Raw genomic sequence first — 17440 nt, 5'->3', positions numbered from 1 at the left:
AAGACGAATGCCTCCGGCGGCCAGGAGGGGCAAGGGCCCCTCCTGGCCCCCCCCGAAAGGGGGGAGGATGTGGGAAATCCCGGTGCGAGCCGGGATTTTTTTATTGGCGCGTCAGTCGATGCGGTAGTGGCAACCGAGCGAACGGCGGTTCTGCATGGCCGCGATGGTGATGGTGTAGGCGGCCTGGCAACCGTGGAACAGGTCCACGATGGCCTTGCTGAGCGGCGTTTCGCGGTAGAAGTCGTGCAGATGCTTGTTGAGCTCGCGCAGGTCCTCGAAGGCGCGCTTGAGGCGGGAACTCGAGCGGTTGATGCCCACGTAGTTCCACATGGTGTTGCGGATGGTGGCCCAGTCCTGGGCAATGAGCGCCGGGTCCTCGTTCTGGTTGGAGCCCGGGCTCACCCAGTCCGGAATGCTGTCCACGAGCCGGCGGCCGAGCGTGACCTTGTGCCCCGCCCGCTTGCCGATGTCCTGGCCCACGCTGTAGCCCCACAGCAGGCACTCGAGAAGCGACGTGCTCGCCAGGCGGTTGGCCCCGTGGATGCCGGTGCAGGCGCATTCGCCCGCGGCGTAGAGCCGTTCCAGCGTCGTGCGGCCGGCATTGTCCGTGAGCACGCCGCCGCAGAAATAGTGCGCCGCCGGCACCACCGGAATGGGCTGCTTCGTGACGTCGATGCCGAGCTCGAGGCAGCCCTTGCACACCGTGGGGAAGTGTTCCGCCACGTTCTTCACGTAGTTGGCAACGTCGAGATAGACGCAGTCGTGGTCGGTCTTGAGCATCTCGGCCAGGATGGCCCGGGTGACGATGTCGCGCGGGGCAAGGTCCGCGCGGGGGTCGTAGCGCGTCATGAACGGCTCGCCCCGATCGTTGACCAGCCGCGCCCCTTCGCCGCGCAGGGCCTCGGTAATCAGCAGCCGCCGCTCGGCGCGGTGGAAAAGCGTGGTCGGGTGGAACTGTACGTACTCCACGTTCATGACCTTGGCGAAGGCGCGCGAGGCCATGGCCAGGGCCGAGCCGATGGAGGAGCGGGTGTTGGAGGTGTGCAGGAAGAGCCTGCCGCAACCGCCCGTGGCCAGCACCGTGAAGTCGGCCAGGATGGTCTCCACCTGCCCCGAAACCTCGTTTAAGACGTAGGCCCCCAGGCACTGGTTGAGCAACTGGTACTTGAATTCGAGCAGGGTGGCGTGGTGGTGGGAGGTGAGCAGGTCCACGGCCGTGCGCTTGACCAGGATCTTGATGTTCGGATGGGCCTTGACCGCGACCATGAGCCCTTCCATGATGGCGCGCCCGGTGCGGTCGGCCATGTGCAGGATGCGCGACACGCTGTGGCCGCCCTCCTTGCCCAGGTGCCAGCCGGAACCGTCGCCCTTGCGGTCGAAGGGCAGTTGCAGGCGGTCGATGAGCATCTCCTGGACCACCTGCGGGCCGCGTTTGGCCAGGTACTTGACGGCGCGCGGCGAATTGTAGCGCCAGCCGCAGGTGAACATGTCGCGTTCGAGCAGTTGCGGCGAGTCGTCCGGGCCGCGAAAGACGATGCCCCCCTGGGCCAGGGCGCTGTTGCCGTCGTCGAGGTCGTCGCCGGAGGTGAGCAGGATCACTTCCAGGCCTTGATCGGCTAGCGTCAGCGCGGCCGTGAGTCCGGCCAGCCCCGAGCCCACGACCAGGGCGTTTGCGTGCATGCGGTAGACCATCGCGCGTTCTCCCTTTCCGGCCATAAATCAGGCCGAAACTTCAAGCATCTTGGCCACCGCCGCCGTGGCCGGTCCGCGCACGTCCTCGGGCACGGTCACGGGCGCGGCGGTGTCCAGAGTCTCGAGCAGGGCCAGCAGGTTCTCTTCCGTGCCCTTGGCCATGTTTGAGCAGCCGGACACGCAAAGCGGACGGATGGTCTTTTCGCCCTGGTAGCGCCGGGCGAGCCGTGAAACGAGATTGATTTCCGTGCCGATGACGATCTCGGCCCCGGCCGGGGCCTCGGCCACGTACTTGATGATGAACGAGGTGGAGCCGGCGGCGTCTGCGGCCTGCACGGTCTCGGGCGCGCATTCGGGGTGGACCACCACCTTAACGCCCGGGTGCGCGGCGCGCACGGCCGCGATGTCACGGGCCTTGAAACGCGCATGGATGACGCACTGCCCGGGCCAGAAAAGCACTTCGGCCTTGCCCGCGGCCTCGAGGTCCAGGCGCATCCCGCCGCCGCGCACGTCGAGGATGCAGCGTTTTTCCACGGGAACGCCCAGGGCGTTGCAGGTGTTTTGCCCGAGCATCTTGTCGGGTAAAAAGAGCACGCCGCGCCCCTGGTCGAGCGCCCATTCGAGCATCTTGCCGGCGTTGGCCGAGGTGCACACCGACCCGCCCCGCGCCCCGACCACGGCTTTGACCGCGGCGGAGGAGTTGACATAGGTCAGCGGCAACACGTCGCGCCCGGCCGCGGCAAGGCGATCGAGCACCGCCCCGACGAGGGCGGCCGGCGCCATCTCGGACATGACGCAGGCGGCGTCCGGAGCGGGGATGTGCACCCGCTGCCCGGGACCAGCCAGCATGGCCGCGGTCTCGGCCATGAAAAACACGCCGCAAAAAACGATGTCCCTGGCCGAAAGCCCGGCCACCTTGCGGGAAAGCTCCAGGGAGTCGCCCAGGATGTCGGCGTGGGCGACCACGGCGTCTCGCTGGTAGTGGTGCGCGAGGATGGCCAGGGACTCGCCGCGGGCGCGGCGGATGTCCGTGATGCGCTGCGTGACGGATGCGTCGTTCATGGGGCTGTGGTCTCCTTGAGCAGCATGCTGAAATCGGCGCTCGGCGCGGAATGGGTGATGCGCCCCACGGACACGAAATCCGCGCCCAGGGTCGCGATGGCGGACAGCGCCGCGAGGTCCACCCCGCCGCTGACCTCCGTCTCGATGCCCTGCGGCACCATGGAAAGCGCCTTGCGCATGGTCTCCATGTCCATGTTGTCGAGCATGATCCGTGCCGGCCGCTCGGCCACGGCCTGCCCGACCTCCTCCAGGGTGCGGCATTCGATTTCCACGGGCGGCATCTTATCCATATTTCCCTGGTAGGCTCTGCGCAAGGCGGCCATGGCCTGCGGGATGCCGCCGGCCCGGTCGAGGTGGTTGTCCTTGAACATGAGCATTTCGGCCAGGTTCTTGCGGTGGTTGACGCCCCCGCCGACGAGCACGGCATATTTCTCGGGATAGCGCAGCCCGGGCAGGGTCTTGCGCGTGTCGAGCAGCCGGGTCCTGCCGCCGCCGAGGGCGGCCACGGCCTGGCGGACCCGGTTGGCGATGCCGGAGAGATGGCAGAGGAAATTGAGCATGACCCGTTCGGCCTTGAGCAGCGTCACGGCCGGGCCGGTGACGGTGGCAACGACCGCGCGGTCCGGCACGGCGTCGCCGTCGGCGGCGAAAAAGGCGACCTCGCAGCGCGCGGCGTCGCCCATGCGATCAAGCACCAGCGGCAGGATGGGCAGTCCGGCAACGAGGGTATCCTCCTTGGCCACGATGCGCGCGGCCAGCCGGTCGTCCGGGGCGAAAACGGCCTGGGAGGTGAGGTCCGGCCCGTCTTCCTCCAGGGCGAGGTCGATGGCCCGGATCAGGTATTCCCGGGCGGGTCCGGTGAAAAAGGCCTCGAAGCGGGAGTCGTTCATGGCGTCACGCGTCCGGGTATGGGCCACGGCCGGAAACGTGACGCGTCCGGCACCGGGCCGTGTGGGGAAAGGCGGGCGGCGCGACGCGCCGGGACACTTTCCGAACAGGGCGGCCGGCGTCGTGCCGGACCGCGCCGGAAAAAGTAGCTTTTTTGCAACACCCCGGCAAGGCCGGGCGCTGGCGACTTTTGTCCGGCCCCGTAAGGCCTTCCGTCGCCTCGGCACGCATAAAGGCCCGTCGCGGCCCATCCGGGCCGGCGTATCTTTTTGACCCGGCAGGACTCCGGCAGCGGTCAAAATTCCCGCCGATCAGGACCGTCCCTTGCGCAACCGGGCCAGCCTGGCGGCCAGACGCGGCTCCAGGCCCTGGTCCTTGGCCGTGTAATACTGCCGGCCGGCCAGTTCCTCGGGCATGTATTCCTGGTCCACCCAGGCGTCGGGATAGGCGTGGGGATACTTGTAGCCCTTGCCGAAGCCCCACTCCCGCTGCAGGCGCGTGGACGGGTTGCGCAGGTGCAGGGGTACGGGCTTCACCCCGGACTGCATGATATCCTTTTTCGCGGCCAGATAGGCGGCGTAGCTGCTGTTGCTCTTGGGAGCCAGCGCCAGATAGACGACCGTCTGCGCCAGGGGGATGAACCCTTCGGGCATGCCGATCTTCTCCACGGCCTCGGCGGCGGAGACGGCCAGGGGCAGGGCCATGGGGTCGGCCAGCCCCACGTCTTCCGAGGCCGAAATCATGAGCCGGCGGCAGCAGAAACGCGGGTCCTCGCCGGATTCCAGCAGACAGGCCAGATAGTAGAGCGCGGCGTCCGGGTCGCTGCCGCGGATGGACTTGATCATGGCCGAGGCCAGTTCGTAGTGCGAATCGCCGTCGCGGTCGCCCCGGGCCAGGGCCTCGGGCAGCTGCTTTTTGAGTTCCTCGGGCGAGCGCATCGCCTCCGGCAGGGCGGCTGCGAATTCCACGAGATTAAGGAGCGTCCTGCCGTCGCCCGAGGAAAGCATGGCCATGACTTCCAGGCTTTCCGGGGCGAGATCCATGCCCGCCTCCCTGGCCCCGCGCTCGGCGAGGATGAGGAGCTCGGCGTGGGACAGGGGCCGCAGCCGAAAGACGTGCATCCGCGACAGGAGCTGGCGCGTCACGGAAAAGGACGGGTTTTCCGTGGTGGTGGCTAAAAGCACGATCTCGCCGGTTTCGAGCAGCGGCAGGAAGAAATCCTGCTGGGCCTTGGAAAAACGGTGCAGCTCGTCGAGGATGAGGATTTCCTTGCCCTTGATCAGGTCGCGCAGCGCCGCGAGCCCTGCCTCGGGCGCGCTCACGCGCACGTAGGGCCGCCCCTTGGCCCGCGCCAGGATCAGCGCCAGCGTGGACTTGCCGCAGCCCGGCGGGCCGAAAAAGAGCAGGCTCGGCAGGCGCGGGCCGGCCAAGATGTTCGTCAGGCGGGAAATCACGTGGGTCTGGCCGACAAATTCGGCAAGCGCCGTGGGACGGCTGCGCTCGGCCAGGGGCCGTTTCTCGTTGCCAAGCAAATCCATGCAAGCCTTCGTCGTGGTTGGCGACGGCCGGCATAAACGGCCGTCGGTTACTGCGCGGGCGGGGCGTCGCCGCTCCCGGGCGCGTCGCCGAGGGCGGGCATGGCCGCTGCGGCGGATTCCCCGCCGGCGGCGGCGACCCGTCCCGCCAGGGAACGGGAGCGCACGAGCAGCCGTGGCGGCCCTGCCTGCGGCGTCTCCAGCACGGCGTCCGCGTCGCCCATGCGCCACAGGCAGACGGCGCCCCTGTCGCGGCAATAGGGCCGGCCATGGGTCGTGGTCAAGCGCTTTGCCAGGGCGTGCGCCTGGCCGGGGTCGGCCAGGACGGCTGCGGCGACGAAAAAGCGGCCTTCGAAAAACCCGAGCGTCACGTCAGTCAGCACCGCGCCGGCGAACTCGGCCCCGCCGCCCTTTGCGCAGTAGACCAGGGAACCGGCCAGGGCCTGCGGCAGCGGCACGGCCAGGGCGGCGCAGTCCGCCGGGCGCGGCGCGCCGAAGGCAAGGTCGCCGAAGCCCGCGACCGGTTCGGGCGCACGCGAGCAGGCGGTGAGCGCGGCAAGGACGAGGGCCGCAATGAGCCGGCCCGTCCGGGACGACGCGGTGCGCGCATGGCCGGGGGCGCGGGCAATCCCGCGCGGGCCGGAGCCATTATCCTGGCCGAGAGAATTGTCAAGCCCCATTACATCGAATTGGACGCGGCTGGCGCGATTCTCGGACATTTTTTGCCAAAGCATCAGTCCGATCCTGTTGCAGAAAAAAAATTTTTTCCCAATTAACAACAACATTGGCAACATATATTTTATCTAATTTCCTACTTGGCAATATTTTACAAGTCTACTGCACAAAAAATATACAAAGGTACAGTGGACGTTAAAGAAATATTCCCCGACTTGACTTCAGATTTTGAGATGGTAGCCTCAGCAGGATCAGCTTTGTTCCCTCGATTTCTCTCACTGGAACCAAGGATACGCATGGATAAAATCGTCATAAAAAATTTAGTGAAGATTTTCGGCGACAAGCCGGAGAAAGCGTTGCGCCTGCTGCGCCAGGGACGCTCCAAAAAGGACATCCTGGCCGAAACCGGCCAGGCCGTGGGCGTGGCCGATGTCTCCTTTTCCGTGGCCGCCGGCGAAATCATGGTCATCATGGGCCTGTCCGGCAGCGGCAAATCCACCCTCGTGCGCTGCGTCAACCGCCTCATCGAACCCACAAGCGGCCAGATCCGCATCGACGGCCAGGACGTCGCCGCCATGTCCCAGGCCGAACTGACGCAGTTGCGGCGCACCAAATTCGGCATGGTCTTCCAGAATTTCGCCCTGCTCCCCCACCGCACCGTGGTGCAAAACGTGGAATTCGGCCTGGAGATCAACGGCGTCGCGCCCGCCGCACGCCGCGACAAGGCCATGGCCGCCCTGGCGCAGGTCGGGCTCGGCGGCTGGGAAGACCGCCGGCCGGGCGAACTTTCCGGCGGCATGCAGCAGCGCGTGGGCCTGGCCCGCGCCCTGGCCCTGGATCCGGACATCCTGCTCATGGACGAGGCCTTTTCCGCCCTCGATCCCCTGATTCGCCGCGACATGCAGGACGAACTCCTTTCGCTCCAGGACACCGTCAAGAAAACCATCCTCTTCATTACCCACGACCTCGACGAGGCCGTCAAGCTCGGGGACCACATCGTGCTGTTAAAAGACGGTGCCCTGGTCCAGACCGGCACCGCCGAGGACATCCTGACCAATCCGGCCACACGCTATGTGGAGCGGTTCGTCGAGGACGTGGACTTTTCCAAGGTGCTCTCGGCCCGCTCAGTCATGCTGCAACCGGGCGTCACGGCGCTGGCGCGCCACGACGGGCCGCGCTTGGCCCTGCACAAGATGGCCGAGGCCGGCATTTCCAGCCTGTTCGTCATCGGTCGCGACAAGCGCCTCGAAGGCCTGGTCACGGCCCTGGACGCCGCCGAATCCGCCCGGCGCGGCGAGCGCAGCCTCGACGCCATCGTTCGCGGCGTGGACAAGCGCGTCTCCCCTGACGCGTCGGTCCAGGAGGTCATGCCGCTGCTTGCGGCGGACCGCGAGCCCGTGGCCGTGGTGGACGAACACAACAAGCTGCTCGGCATCATCGTCCAGGGTTCGCTCCTGGCCGCGCTGGCCGACAAGGGGAGGGGCGACAATGGCGATTGATATCCCGCGCATTCCCCTCGGGCCGATCATCGAGAGGACCCTCGACACGCTCTCCGACCACCTCGCCCCGCTGACCAAGTCCATTTCGGCGACGCTCGAGACCGCCATCGACGCCGTGGGCGAGGGGCTGCTCGCCGTACCGCCCTGGGCGCTGATCCTCGTCATCAGCCTCGCGGCCTGGCGCTTCGGCTCCCGGCGCATCGGCCTGCTCGCGCTGTTCGGCCTTTCGCTTATTGCCAACCTCGGCCTGTGGGAGCCCACGGTCACGACGCTCGTGCTGGTCCTTTTCGCCACGGCCATCGCCACGGCCGTGGGCGTGCCGCTCGGCATCCTGGCCGCCATGCGCCCGGGCTGGCGGCGCGTGATCATGCCGCTGCTCGACTTCATGCAGACCATGCCGGCCTTCGTCTACCTGATCCCGGCCATCCCCTTTTTCGGCCTGGGCCCGGTTTCGGCCATCTTCTCCACGGTCATCTTCGCCATGCCCCCGGCCATCCGCCTGACGTGCCTGGGCATCCGCCAGGTGCCGGAGTCGCTTACCGAAGCCGCCGACGCCTTCGGCGCGACCCGGATGCAGCGCCTGCGCAAGGTCGAGCTGCCGCTCGCGCTGCCGACCATCATGGCCGGCATCAACCAGACCATCATGCTTTCGCTTTCCATGGTCGTCATCGCGGCCATGATCGGCGCACGGGGACTCGGCGGCGAAGTGTGGAAGGCCATCCAACGCCTGGAACCGGGCCTGGGCTTCGAGGCCGGCCTCGCCGTGGTCATCGTGGCCGTCATCCTCGACCGCGTGACGCAGAAGCTCGGCTCGCGAAACGTGTAATCGCGCCCTAGCCTCGCGGGCGCGGTAACAACAAGCCTACTTCTCTCAATAATTACAAAGCATAACCGTCGTTATGCCTTGCAGTCGGCATACCCCGCAACACACTAAACCAAGGAGGCCCCATGAAAAAGACCACCTGGTACCTGATCGCCCTGACCGCCGTGTCCCTGGCCTTTGTGCTCTGGGTCAACCCCGCCCATGCGGCCGGGAAAAAGAACGTGGTGAAAATCGCCTATGTGGAATGGTCCTGCGCCACGGCCTCGACCAACCTCGTGAAGGCCGTGCTCGAGGAAAAGCTCCACAAGAAGGTGGAGATCGTGCCCGTTTCCGCCGCCGCCATGTGGCAGGCCGTGGCCTCGGGCGACGTGGACGCCATGGTCACGGCCTGGCTGCCCGTCACCCACGGCGCGTACCTTGAAAAGGTCAAGAACAAGGTGGACGACCTCGGCGTCATCGTCTCCGGCGCGAAAATCGGGTTGGTGGTGCCGGACTACGTGACCATCGACTCCATCGCCGACCTCGCCGGGGCCAAGGCCAAGTTCGGCGGCCGCATCATCGGCATCGACCCCGGCGCGGGGCTCATGGCCAAGACCGAAAAGGCCCTCAAGGAATACGACCTCAAGGGCTACAAGCTGGTGGAAGGCTCCGACGCCACCATGACCGCGGCCCTCGGCGACGCGGTCAAGCACAAGGAATGGATCGTGGTCACGGGCTGGACGCCGCACTGGAAGTTCGGACGCTGGCAGCTCAAGTACCTGCAAGACCCGAAAAACGTCTTCGGCGGCGAGGAAACCATCCACGCCATCGCCAGAAAGGGCCTGCAGCAGGAAAAGCCCGCGGTCTACGCCTTCCTGACCTGCTACAAGCTGCCCATGGCCGATTTGCAGGCGCTCATGGCCGCCAACAAGGACAACGGCAAGCCCTACGCGAACGCCAAGAAGTTCATCGCCGACCACCCGAAGCTCGTGGAAGGCTGGCTGGCCGCGCCCGGTTCATGACAAATCGTTCATGAGATGTTTGCCTGCCGCTTAACAAAGCGTGCCATGCCGTTCGGGCATGATCCGTACACGGCGCTCGCGCCGTCCGGCGACGCGCGCCCCCATGCTCCGGTCATGGGGGCGCGCCGCGTCGGTTGCGCCGACGCCGCAACGCCCGCAACGTCCGGGGGGTGTTCCCCACGCCGCCCGGCATCCCGTCGCCCATGAGGACACCCATGCCGTTTTTCGCACGGAAAAGCAGTTCCCGGATTTTCGTACGCCCCCGACGTCGCTCCAAGACTCTCGCGCTCACCGGCGTCCTGCTCCTGGCCGGCGTGGCCGCCGCGTACCTGCTGCCGGGCATCGTTGCCCCCAGGCAGCGGGCCACCCTGCCCCATGCCGCCTGCCCGCCCTGGGCCGAGGGGCTCTGCGAGCCCCGGACCAATCTTTTTGCACAGGTGACGGAGACGCCAAGCGAAGACCCGTCCGTGGAAGTCCTCTCCGACGCGGTCAAGCCCGGCCAGACCCTCGGCGGCATCCTCGACGGCTACGTGGACGCCGGAAGCCTCGCCTCCCTGCCCGTGCCGGACGATTTCGCCTTCGAGGACATCCAGTCCGGCCAGCCGTACCGCATGACGCTGCGCGACCGGGAATTCGTGGCCTTCGAATACGACATCAGCCCCACGGAGACCCTGGTCATCGACGGCGCGGATGGCGAACTGGCCGCCCGGGTCGAGACGAAGCAATGCGAAGTGCGCCGGGAAGTCATGGCCGGCACCGTCGACTCGAGCCTGTTCCAGGCCGTCGAAGCCGCGGGCGGCAACGCCGAAACGGCGGTGGCCCTGGCCGACGTCTTCGCCTCGGACATCGACTTCTGCAGCGACGTACAGTCGGGCGACAGCTTCCGGGCCGTTGTCGAAAAGCGCTACGTGGAAGGGGAATACATCGGTACGGGCAGGGTGCTGGCCGCGCGCTTCGTCAACCAGGGCAGGACGCACGAAGGCTTCGCCCTGCTCGACGCCAAGGGCAGGCCCGCCTACTTCGACGCCGACGGCAGGCCGCTGCGCAAGATGTTCCTGCGCGCGCCGCTGTCCTTTTTGCGCATCACCTCACGCTTCACCGGTTCGCGCCTGCATCCCATCCTCAAGGTGCGCAAGGCCCACTACGGCGTGGACTACGCCGCGCCGACCGGCACGCCGGTCTGGAGCGTGGGCGCGGGGGTGGTGGTCGAGCGCGGCCGCAACCACGCCGCCGGCAACTACGTCACCGTGCGCCACGGCAAGACCTGGGTCACGCGCTACAACCACTTGAGCCGCTTCGCCAAAAGTCTGGCCAAGGGAACGCACGTGGACCAGGGACAGGTCATCGGCTACGTGGGCCAGACCGGCTACGCCACCGGGCCGCACCTGGATTTTCGCATCTATAAAAACGGCACGCCGGTCAACGCCCTGGCCAATCCGCAAATGGCCGCCGATCCGTTGCCCGCAGCGCAGCTCGCCCGGTTCAAGCGCGAAGCCGCCCGTCTGGCCGCGCTCATGGACGGCAGAGGGCGGATCAGGGACCTGGCCGACCGCGAGCCGTCAAGCTCGGGCCGGCTTCAGTAGGACAGGCGCTCGAGGATCACGTTGCTGACGAGAAAGCCGTTCTTGGTCAGGCGCAGATGGCCGGCGCTTATGCGGATGAGGTCGTTTTGGCGCAGCGCCGTGACGAGCCCCTCGTTGTCCTTGATGAAGTCTCGGCCCGTGCGCTTGCGGTAGGCGGCCAGGCGCAGGCCCTTGGCCGTGCGCAGGGAGAGCATCACCATTTCGCGCGCCTTTTCGGCGTCGCTTAGCACCTCGCCGCCCTGGCCGACCTTGCCCGCGCGCACGCCCGCGATCCATTCCTTGAGGTCGCCGGAATTGCCGAAGCGCACCCCGGCCAGGGTCGAAACCGCGGCCGGGCCAAGGCCCAGGTAGTCCCTACCCTCCCAGTAGCCGGAGTTGTGGCGGCTGACAAACCCCATGCGGGCGAAGTTCGACACCTCGTATTGCAGGTAGCCCATCTCTTCCAGGAACTCGGCCCCGCGCACGTACATGCGCCCTTGCTCGGCTTCGGCGGGCAGTTCCACACCCCCCGCGGCCACGTCCCCGGCCAGGGGCGTGCCCTCCTCCACGGTCAGGCCGTAGCAGGAGAGGTGCTCCGGGCGCAGGCGCACCGCTGCCTTGAGCGTCTCGAGCCACGCGGCCTCGCGCTGCCCGGGCAGGCCCCAGATGAAATCCAGGCTGATGTTGGCAAACCCGACCTGCCGCGCCAGTGTGTAGGCGGCCACGGCCTGCGCCGCGTCGTGGGGCCGGCCCAAAAAGCGCAGCTCGGCGTCGACGAGGCTTTGCACGCCAAGGCTCAGGCGGTTGACGCCGTACCTCTGGAGCGACTTGAGGTAGTGCCCGTCCAGGGCCGAGTCGGGATTGGCCTCGAAGGTCCACTCGACCGTGGCGTCGCAGTCGAAATGGCGGCGCAGTTCGGGCATGATGCGGTTGAGCGCCCAGGGAGGGAGCAGGCTCGGCGTGCCGCCCCCGAAATAGATCGTCTCCAGCTTCGGCCGGCCGAGCTTTTTGCCCCAAAGCCGCATCTCGGCGCAAAGCGAGGCGGTGTAGGCCTCGACTTCGCCCATGTCGAAGGGCCGGGACACGAAAGAGCAATAGCGGCACTTGCCCCGGCAAAAAGGAACGTGGATGTAAAGGAGCATGCCCGTTTCCGCCGCCATGTCGCCGGCGCGCGCAAGGCCGCGCCACGGGGCGCTCCCGAAGCGGACGCCGCCCCGAAAGAGCCCGTTGCGCGGCCGGGTTGCAGCCAGACGCCGCCAGAAGCCCCTGTCGCGTCCTCGAAATTCGTGCAAATGAATTTCGAGGACAATACGCTGGAATATTTACTTTTTGTGTAAAAATATTACCATGTTTTCACACAATGCCCCACTAGTTCTTGCTGTGGGCGCAGGGACCGGCGTGGCCCTCGTGGCTGCCCTGGCGCTCGTAATCGGTCAGGTAATCCAGAAGTTTCTTCGTCTTGGCCGCGTTCCCTTCGTCGCCAAGCTGCTCGAAAAGCGCGATGGCGCGGGCGTACCAGACCTTGGCCGCCTCGAGGTCGCCCTGCAAATTGGCGGTCAGGCCCATCTGGTGGGTGGTCTTGGCCTCGCCCACGGTGTTGCCGTGCTTTTCCTCGAGGGCGAGGGCCTTGTCGTACCAGGATTTGGCCGTCTCGTAGTCTTCTGCCAATTGCGCCACAACGCCGAGCTGATGGCTGGTCACGGTCATGCCGCCGTCGAGGCCTTCCTTTTCGCTGATGGCCAGGGACTGCTCCAACCACTTCTTCGCCCCGTCCAGGTCGCCGGATTCCTGGGCGGCAAGCCCCAGGTTGTGCTGCGTCATGGCCTGGCCCACGGCGTCGCCGCCGGCCGTGAAGGCCTCCAGGGCCTTGAGGAAGCCCTCCCTGGCCACGTCCAGCTCCTTGCGTTCCATGGCCTCCAGGGCGGCCTGATGCAGGGCTTCGGCCTGGGCAAGGGCCGTATTGTCGTCTTGGGAGTTCTGCATGCGTGTCCTCCGGATCGCCGGTCGGGCGTGCCGCGCCGTCCGGCCGTTTGGCGGCGAAACGCGCCGCACGGCCTGGGTGACGCGCTTTGGCGTCGGGGTCAAGGCTTTTCGGTGTCGCCTCCGGCGGTTTCCGAGCCGCCTTTGGCCGGACGCAGGCAGTCGAGCACGCGCTTTTCGGCAGCGGCAAACGCGGCGTCGGCCAGGGCCGGCACGGCCTCGCGTTCCACGTAATGGATGGCCCCGCACGGGCACATGGCCACGCAGGCCGGCTCCTGGCCCATCTGTCTTCTCGCGGCGCACAGGTCGCACTTGACGATCATGACGCCTTTGTCCGTCTCGAAAATGGCCATATACGGGCAGGCGAGCATGCACTGGCGCGATTCGCAGCCGCGGCAGAGCATGGGCAAAAGCACCATGGCCCCGTCCACGTCGCGGCGGATCGCCCCGCGCTTGCAGACCTTGGCGCAGTTGGGCTGCTCGCAATGGCGGCAATACAGCGGGGCCATGAGCCCCGAGGCGGCGCGGATCATGTGGATACGCGGCACGTCGTGCACGAACCGGCACACGTACTCGCACGTCTCGCAGCCGATGCATTTGGAATAATCGATGCAAAGCGTCTTTTGCTTTTCCAGGTTCTCCATGGCGGCCTCTTTTCCTTACGCCTGCTACAGGCCGCGCACCCGGGGCGCGTCCTTGAAGGAGCCGCCGGGGAAGCGGTCGGCCTCGCGGCTGATGAGTTCGTCGCCGGCAAATTCCGTCTGGCGGTTCTCGGCCTTGAGCTCCAGCCAGTTGCCGAGCGAGCGCGCGGCGCGCAGGCCGGAATAGATGGCCTTGCCGATCTTGCTTGGGCCGGTGAGCGCATCGCCGGCCACGAACACGTTTTCGATGGCCGTCATGTTGAGCCAGCGCACCTCGCCCTTGCGCACGGATTCGAGCCCGAGCTCCTTGGCGAAGGGCGGCGTGGCCACCTCGCCGATGGCCGTGACCACGATATCCGCGGGCAGGGATTCGAGCGCCTCGCCCGAGGCGTCGCGGCGGCGGAACTCGATGCCGGCGACCCGCGCCTCGCCGAGGATGCGCGTGGGCGCGCAGCCTTCGTGCCAGCGCACGCCCGAAGCCTCCAGGCGCTCGATCTCGAGGCTGCCGCACGGCGCTTCGGTCCGGGTGCGGCGGTAGAGCATGTCCACGCCCGCCGCGCCAAGGGCCACGGCACCGTGGGCCACGTCCACGGCGGAGTGTCCCGCGCCGATGACCGTGATCCGCTTGCCGGCCACGTCCGGGGCCTTGACCCCCGGGGCGCAGTAGTGCGCCGCGCGGATGGGGAAGAGGAACTCCAGGCCCGAGAAGACGCCGGCAAGCGCCTCGCCCGGGATGTCCAGCCGGCGCGAGCGCCAGGAACCCGTGGCGATCATGATGGCGTCGTGCTTTTTGACCATGTCCCCCAGTCCCTTGACCTCGTTGCAGAAATGGTCGCCCTCTTCCTCGAACAGCGGCGCGCTGCAACAGATCTTGGTATGCGTGTGGAAGACCACGCCGTAGCGGCGGGCCAGGCGCAGCGTGCCGGCCTCGATGCGCTCGCGCGGGATGCGGTGCCCCGGGATGCCGAAAAGCATGAGCCCGCCGGGTTTTGGCATCTTGTCGTAGACCTCCACGGCATGCCCCAGGCACGACAGGTAGCCGGCCGCGGCGAGCCCGGACGGGCCCGCGCCGACGATGCCGACGGACGCGCCGCTCGGCGGGGGCGGCTCGTCGCACAGGAAATTGAAATTCATGGCCTCCATGGCGACCTCCGGTTTGGTCCGAGCCTACGCCAAAGCCCGCGCCGGCTCAACGCCCGGATGACTTTCCCCGGGCTTTGTGCCACCACCGTGCCCCTTATGGACAAGAAAACGCGTATGACGGGCGTCTATTGCAAGCTGGTGGGCTCGGCCGTGCTCTGGGGCGGCACCTGGGTCGCCGGGCGCATCCTGTCCAGACACATGGGGCCGTTTTCGGCGGCGTTTTTACGTTTCGCCCTGGCCTCGGCCTTTCTCGTCTTCCTCACGGCCCGGCTGGAAGGGGGCGTGCCGCGCCTGACGCGGGCCAATTTCCCCTGGCTGCTGGCGCTCGCCGCCACGGGCATCTTCGCCTACAACGCGTTTTTTTTCGCCGGGTTGCGCACGGTCCCGGCCGGGCGCGCGGCGCTGATCGTCGCGGCGATCCCGGCCGTGGTCGCCCTTTTTTCTTCCCTGCTGTTCAAGGAGCGTTTCGGGGCGTGGAAGGCCATGGGCCTCGCCTTGTCCTTTTGCGGCGTGGGGCTCATCGTCAGCGGCGGCAATCCGGGCCGGGTGCTGGCCGAAGGGTTTTCCACGGGGGATATCTCCATCTTCGGCTGCGTGCTCACCTGGGCGGCCTATACCCTTATCGGCAAGAAGGCCATGGAGCGCGTCGCCCCGTACGGCGCGGTGACCTGGTCGTGCATCCTGGGCGCGCTCATGCTGCTGCCCCCGGCCCTGGCCACGGGCCTCGTCCGCGAAACGGCGCAGGCCGGCCCCGTGGCCTGGGGCTGCCTGCTCTTTTTCGGCATCCTGGCCACGGGATTCGGGTTCTCCTGGTATTACGAGGGAGTGCGGGCCATCGGCCCGACCAGGGCCGGGGTGTTCATCAATCTTGTGCCCGTCACGGCCGTTTTTCTCGGCTGGCTGTTCCTGGACGAAGCGCTTTCCGCAGCATTGGCCGGCGGCGGATTGTGCGTGCTGGCCGGGGTTTGGCTGACCAACCGCCGCGGACGGACTTTGGAAAGCCGATAACGTTCTTGCGCTTCGCCCTCCGAGAGGCTAGACAAACACCAATTTCCCCGCCTGGAGCCCATTCATGGAGATGCCCGCAACCCCGGCGACCGTGCTGGTGGTCGACGATGCGCCTTCCAACTTGGCCATTTTGACCGAAACGCTTCGCGGTGAATTCGACGTGCGTATCGCCACAAGCGGAGCGGAAGCCCTGCGCCTGGTGGACGCCGCGCCGCCGGACCTGATCCTGCTCGACATCCTCATGCCCGACATGGACGGCTACGAGGTCTGCCGCCGCCTCAAGACGGATTACGCCACGCGGAACATCCCGGTCATCTTTCTCACGGCCAAAAACGAGGTGGCCGACGAGACGCAAGGGCTTTCACTCGGCGCGGTGGACTACATCACCAAGCCCGTGACCGTGCCCATCGTCCAGGCCCGTGTGCGCGCCCACGTGGAGCTCAAGCGCCGGGGCGACCTGCTCGAAAACCTGTCCATGCGCGACGGCCTCACCGGCATCGCCAACCGCCGCCGCTTCGACGAGTGCCTGGAGCGCGCCTGGCGGCACGGCATGCGTTGCGCCACGCCGCTTTCCGTCATCATGGCCGACATCGACGACTTCAAGGCCTACAACGACGCCTACGGCCACATGGCCGGCGACGTCTGCCTCAAAAACGTCGCCAGAGCCCTTGCCGGAGTGCTGCGCCGGCCGGGCGACTTGGCCGCGCGCTTCGGCGGAGAAGAGTTCGCCATGGTGCTTGAAGACACCTGCATATCCGGCGCAAAACACCTCGCCGAAGCCATGCGCCTGACCGTGCGCGCCCTGGACATGGCGCACGCCGGCTCCCGGGCCGCGCCGATCGTCACGGTGAGCCTGGGCGTCGCCAGCGTCGTTCCCGTGGGCGGCCTTTCGCCCGATGCGCTCCTGCGCAGCGCCGACCGCATGCTCTACCAGGCCAAACAGGCCGGCCGCGACCGCGTCGCGGCCGACTGCCTGCCCCTGGCCTGCTGAGCCTCCCGCTCCCGCGCGCCGCGCCTGCCGGCCTTGATCGGCTGCGGCAACTCTGCTATTCGGTTACGGTTCCACCGCGCCACAGCGAACCCCGCGCCGGAGGCTTCCGGCGTCGTCGGCTTACGGCCCTGGCCCCGCACCGTCACTTCAACCCGGGAGCGTCTCATGCGCAAGCGTTTTGGCCTTCTTCTGGCCGCCCTGGCCGTCTTTGTCCTGTGCTGCGGCAGCCTGGCCGCCGCCGAGGAGAAAGTCTACGTCAACGGCATCGACTTCGGCTTTCCGCCCTTCGGTTTCGTGGACAAGGACGGCAAGCCCACGGGCTTCGACGTCGAGTCCCTGGACTGGATCGCCAAGAAAATGGGCTTTACGGTCAAGCACCAGCCCATGGACTGGGATGGCATCATCCCCGCCCTGTTGGCCAAGAAGATCGACATCATCGCCTCGGGCATGAGCGCCACGGCCGAACGCGCCCAGAAGGTCGATTTCTCCATCCCCTACTACGAAGTCACGCAGGTGCTCGTGGTGCCGGACAAGGAGAAGGCCTCCCTGCCCGACCTGCTCAAGTCCGGCAAGAAGCTCGGCGTCCAGCGCGGCACGGTCACGGCCAAGCTGCTCGAGGAGCTGGTCACCAAGCCCGGCTACAAGTTCGAGGTCGTGCCCTACGACTCCACGGACCTGTCCATGGAAGACCTCAAAATCGGCCGCATCGCGGGCTCCGGCATGGACAGCACCATCGCCAAGGAAGCCATGAAGGCCCCCGGCTTCAAGATCGCCGGCACCTTCGACGCCGCGCCCGAGAAGTACGGCTACGCCATGCGCAAGGAAGACAAGGAATTCCAGGACAAGGTCAACAAGGGCTTAAAGCTCCTCATGGCCGACCCCTACTGGAAGGAACTCAAGGCCAAGTACGGCCTGTAGTCCCCCGACCCCGCGCTTTCCG

Annotated in this window: 16 protein-coding genes; 7 read left to right on the top strand and 9 right to left on the bottom strand. The window is 66.9% G+C overall.

The genetic code is table 11. From position 1 onward, the window contains the following. Positions 1 to 111: 111 nt before the first annotated feature. From nadB to Q368_RS0114960, 5 genes are all read right to left on the bottom strand, one after another. The gene (gene nadB / locus Q368_RS0114980) at positions 112 to 1692 is read right to left on the bottom strand and encodes an L-aspartate oxidase (RefSeq protein WP_029459868.1); all 1581 of its coding nucleotides are present in this window, start codon (positions 1690 to 1692) and stop codon (positions 112 to 114) included. A 27-nt stretch (positions 1693 to 1719) separates the two neighbouring features. Further along, the gene (nadA, locus tag Q368_RS0114975; RefSeq protein WP_029459867.1) at positions 1720 to 2754 is read right to left on the bottom strand and encodes a quinolinate synthase; all 1035 of its coding nucleotides are present in this window, start codon (positions 2752 to 2754) and stop codon (positions 1720 to 1722) included. Further along, on the bottom strand, positions 2751 to 3644 hold the full coding sequence (nadC, locus tag Q368_RS0114970; RefSeq protein ID WP_029459866.1) for a carboxylating nicotinate-nucleotide diphosphorylase: 894 nt from the start codon (positions 3642 to 3644) through the stop codon (positions 2751 to 2753). The genes nadA and nadC overlap by 4 nt, the downstream gene beginning before the upstream one ends. A gap of 309 nt (positions 3645 to 3953) precedes the next feature. Then, positions 3954 to 5180: a replication-associated recombination protein A gene (locus tag Q368_RS0114965; RefSeq protein ID WP_029459865.1), complete on the bottom strand. Its 1227-nt coding sequence runs from the start codon at positions 5178 to 5180 to the stop codon at positions 3954 to 3956. Positions 5181 to 5227: 47 nt separating this feature from the next. Then, complete coding sequence (locus Q368_RS0114960; RefSeq protein WP_052360186.1) at positions 5228 to 5911, bottom strand: hypothetical protein; 684 nt, start codon at positions 5909 to 5911, stop codon at positions 5228 to 5230. A gap of 237 nt (positions 5912 to 6148) precedes the next feature. On the opposite strand from Q368_RS0114960, the gene Q368_RS0114955 reads away from it, so the two are divergent. The 4 genes from Q368_RS0114955 to Q368_RS0114940 all read left to right on the top strand — a co-directional run bounded on the left by Q368_RS0114955 (position 6149) and on the right by Q368_RS0114940 (position 10758). Continuing rightward, entirely contained in the window at positions 6149 to 7351 is a 1203-nt protein-coding gene (locus Q368_RS0114955) for a quaternary amine ABC transporter ATP-binding protein (protein WP_029459863.1), read from the top strand. Next, positions 7341 to 8177 carry an ABC transporter permease gene (locus tag Q368_RS0114950; RefSeq protein ID WP_029459862.1) on the top strand — a complete coding sequence of 279 codons (837 nt, stop codon included), beginning with the start codon at positions 7341 to 7343 and terminating at the stop codon, positions 8175 to 8177. The genes Q368_RS0114955 and Q368_RS0114950 overlap by 11 nt, the downstream gene beginning before the upstream one ends. 122 nt (positions 8178 to 8299) lie before the next feature. Next, the gene (locus tag Q368_RS0114945) at positions 8300 to 9175 is read left to right on the top strand and encodes a glycine betaine ABC transporter substrate-binding protein (RefSeq protein WP_029459861.1); all 876 of its coding nucleotides are present in this window, start codon (positions 8300 to 8302) and stop codon (positions 9173 to 9175) included. Positions 9176 to 9390: 215 nt separating this feature from the next. Then, positions 9391 to 10758, top strand: a complete 1368-nt coding sequence (locus Q368_RS0114940; RefSeq protein WP_043786094.1) for a M23 family metallopeptidase — start codon at positions 9391 to 9393, stop codon at positions 10756 to 10758. Here the strand turns inward: Q368_RS0114940 and hemW are convergent. From hemW to Q368_RS0114920, 4 genes are all read right to left on the bottom strand, one after another. Next, entirely contained in the window at positions 10752 to 11879 is a 1128-nt protein-coding gene (hemW, locus tag Q368_RS0114935; protein WP_029459859.1) for a radical SAM family heme chaperone HemW, read from the bottom strand. The two genes, Q368_RS0114940 and hemW, sit on opposite strands and share 7 nt — an antisense overlap. A gap of 226 nt (positions 11880 to 12105) precedes the next feature. Continuing rightward, positions 12106 to 12720, bottom strand: coding sequence for a tetratricopeptide repeat protein (locus tag Q368_RS0114930; RefSeq protein ID WP_029459858.1), 615 nt, complete (start codon positions 12718 to 12720; stop codon positions 12106 to 12108). Positions 12721 to 12818: 98 nt separating this feature from the next. Then, positions 12819 to 13361: a 4Fe-4S dicluster domain-containing protein gene (locus tag Q368_RS0114925; protein WP_043786092.1), complete on the bottom strand. Its 543-nt coding sequence runs from the start codon at positions 13359 to 13361 to the stop codon at positions 12819 to 12821. A 24-nt stretch (positions 13362 to 13385) separates the two neighbouring features. Continuing rightward, entirely contained in the window at positions 13386 to 14501 is a 1116-nt protein-coding gene (locus Q368_RS0114920) for an FAD-dependent oxidoreductase (protein ID WP_029459856.1), read from the bottom strand. 114 nt (positions 14502 to 14615) lie between these two features. Between Q368_RS0114920 and Q368_RS0114915 the strand changes: the two genes are divergently transcribed. The 3 genes from Q368_RS0114915 (at position 14616) to Q368_RS0114905 (ending at position 17418) form a co-directional block, all read left to right on the top strand. Next, the gene (locus Q368_RS0114915) at positions 14616 to 15509 is read left to right on the top strand and encodes a DMT family transporter (protein WP_029459855.1); all 894 of its coding nucleotides are present in this window, start codon (positions 14616 to 14618) and stop codon (positions 15507 to 15509) included. Between the two features lie 64 nt (positions 15510 to 15573). Next, complete coding sequence (locus Q368_RS0114910; RefSeq protein ID WP_043786089.1) at positions 15574 to 16500, top strand: diguanylate cyclase; 927 nt, start codon at positions 15574 to 15576, stop codon at positions 16498 to 16500. 165 nt (positions 16501 to 16665) lie between these two features. Then, positions 16666 to 17418, top strand: coding sequence for an ABC transporter substrate-binding protein (locus tag Q368_RS0114905; RefSeq protein WP_029459853.1), 753 nt, complete (start codon positions 16666 to 16668; stop codon positions 17416 to 17418). Positions 17419 to 17440: the final 22 nt, after the last annotated feature.

The organism is Solidesulfovibrio alcoholivorans DSM 5433, assembly GCF_000702665.1.
In the GTDB taxonomy this organism is placed as follows: Bacteria; Desulfobacterota; Desulfovibrionia; order Desulfovibrionales; family Desulfovibrionaceae; genus Solidesulfovibrio; species Solidesulfovibrio alcoholivorans.
Note: the sequence above shows the minus strand (reverse complement) of the source record. Positions and strands in the feature narration are given on the sequence as shown.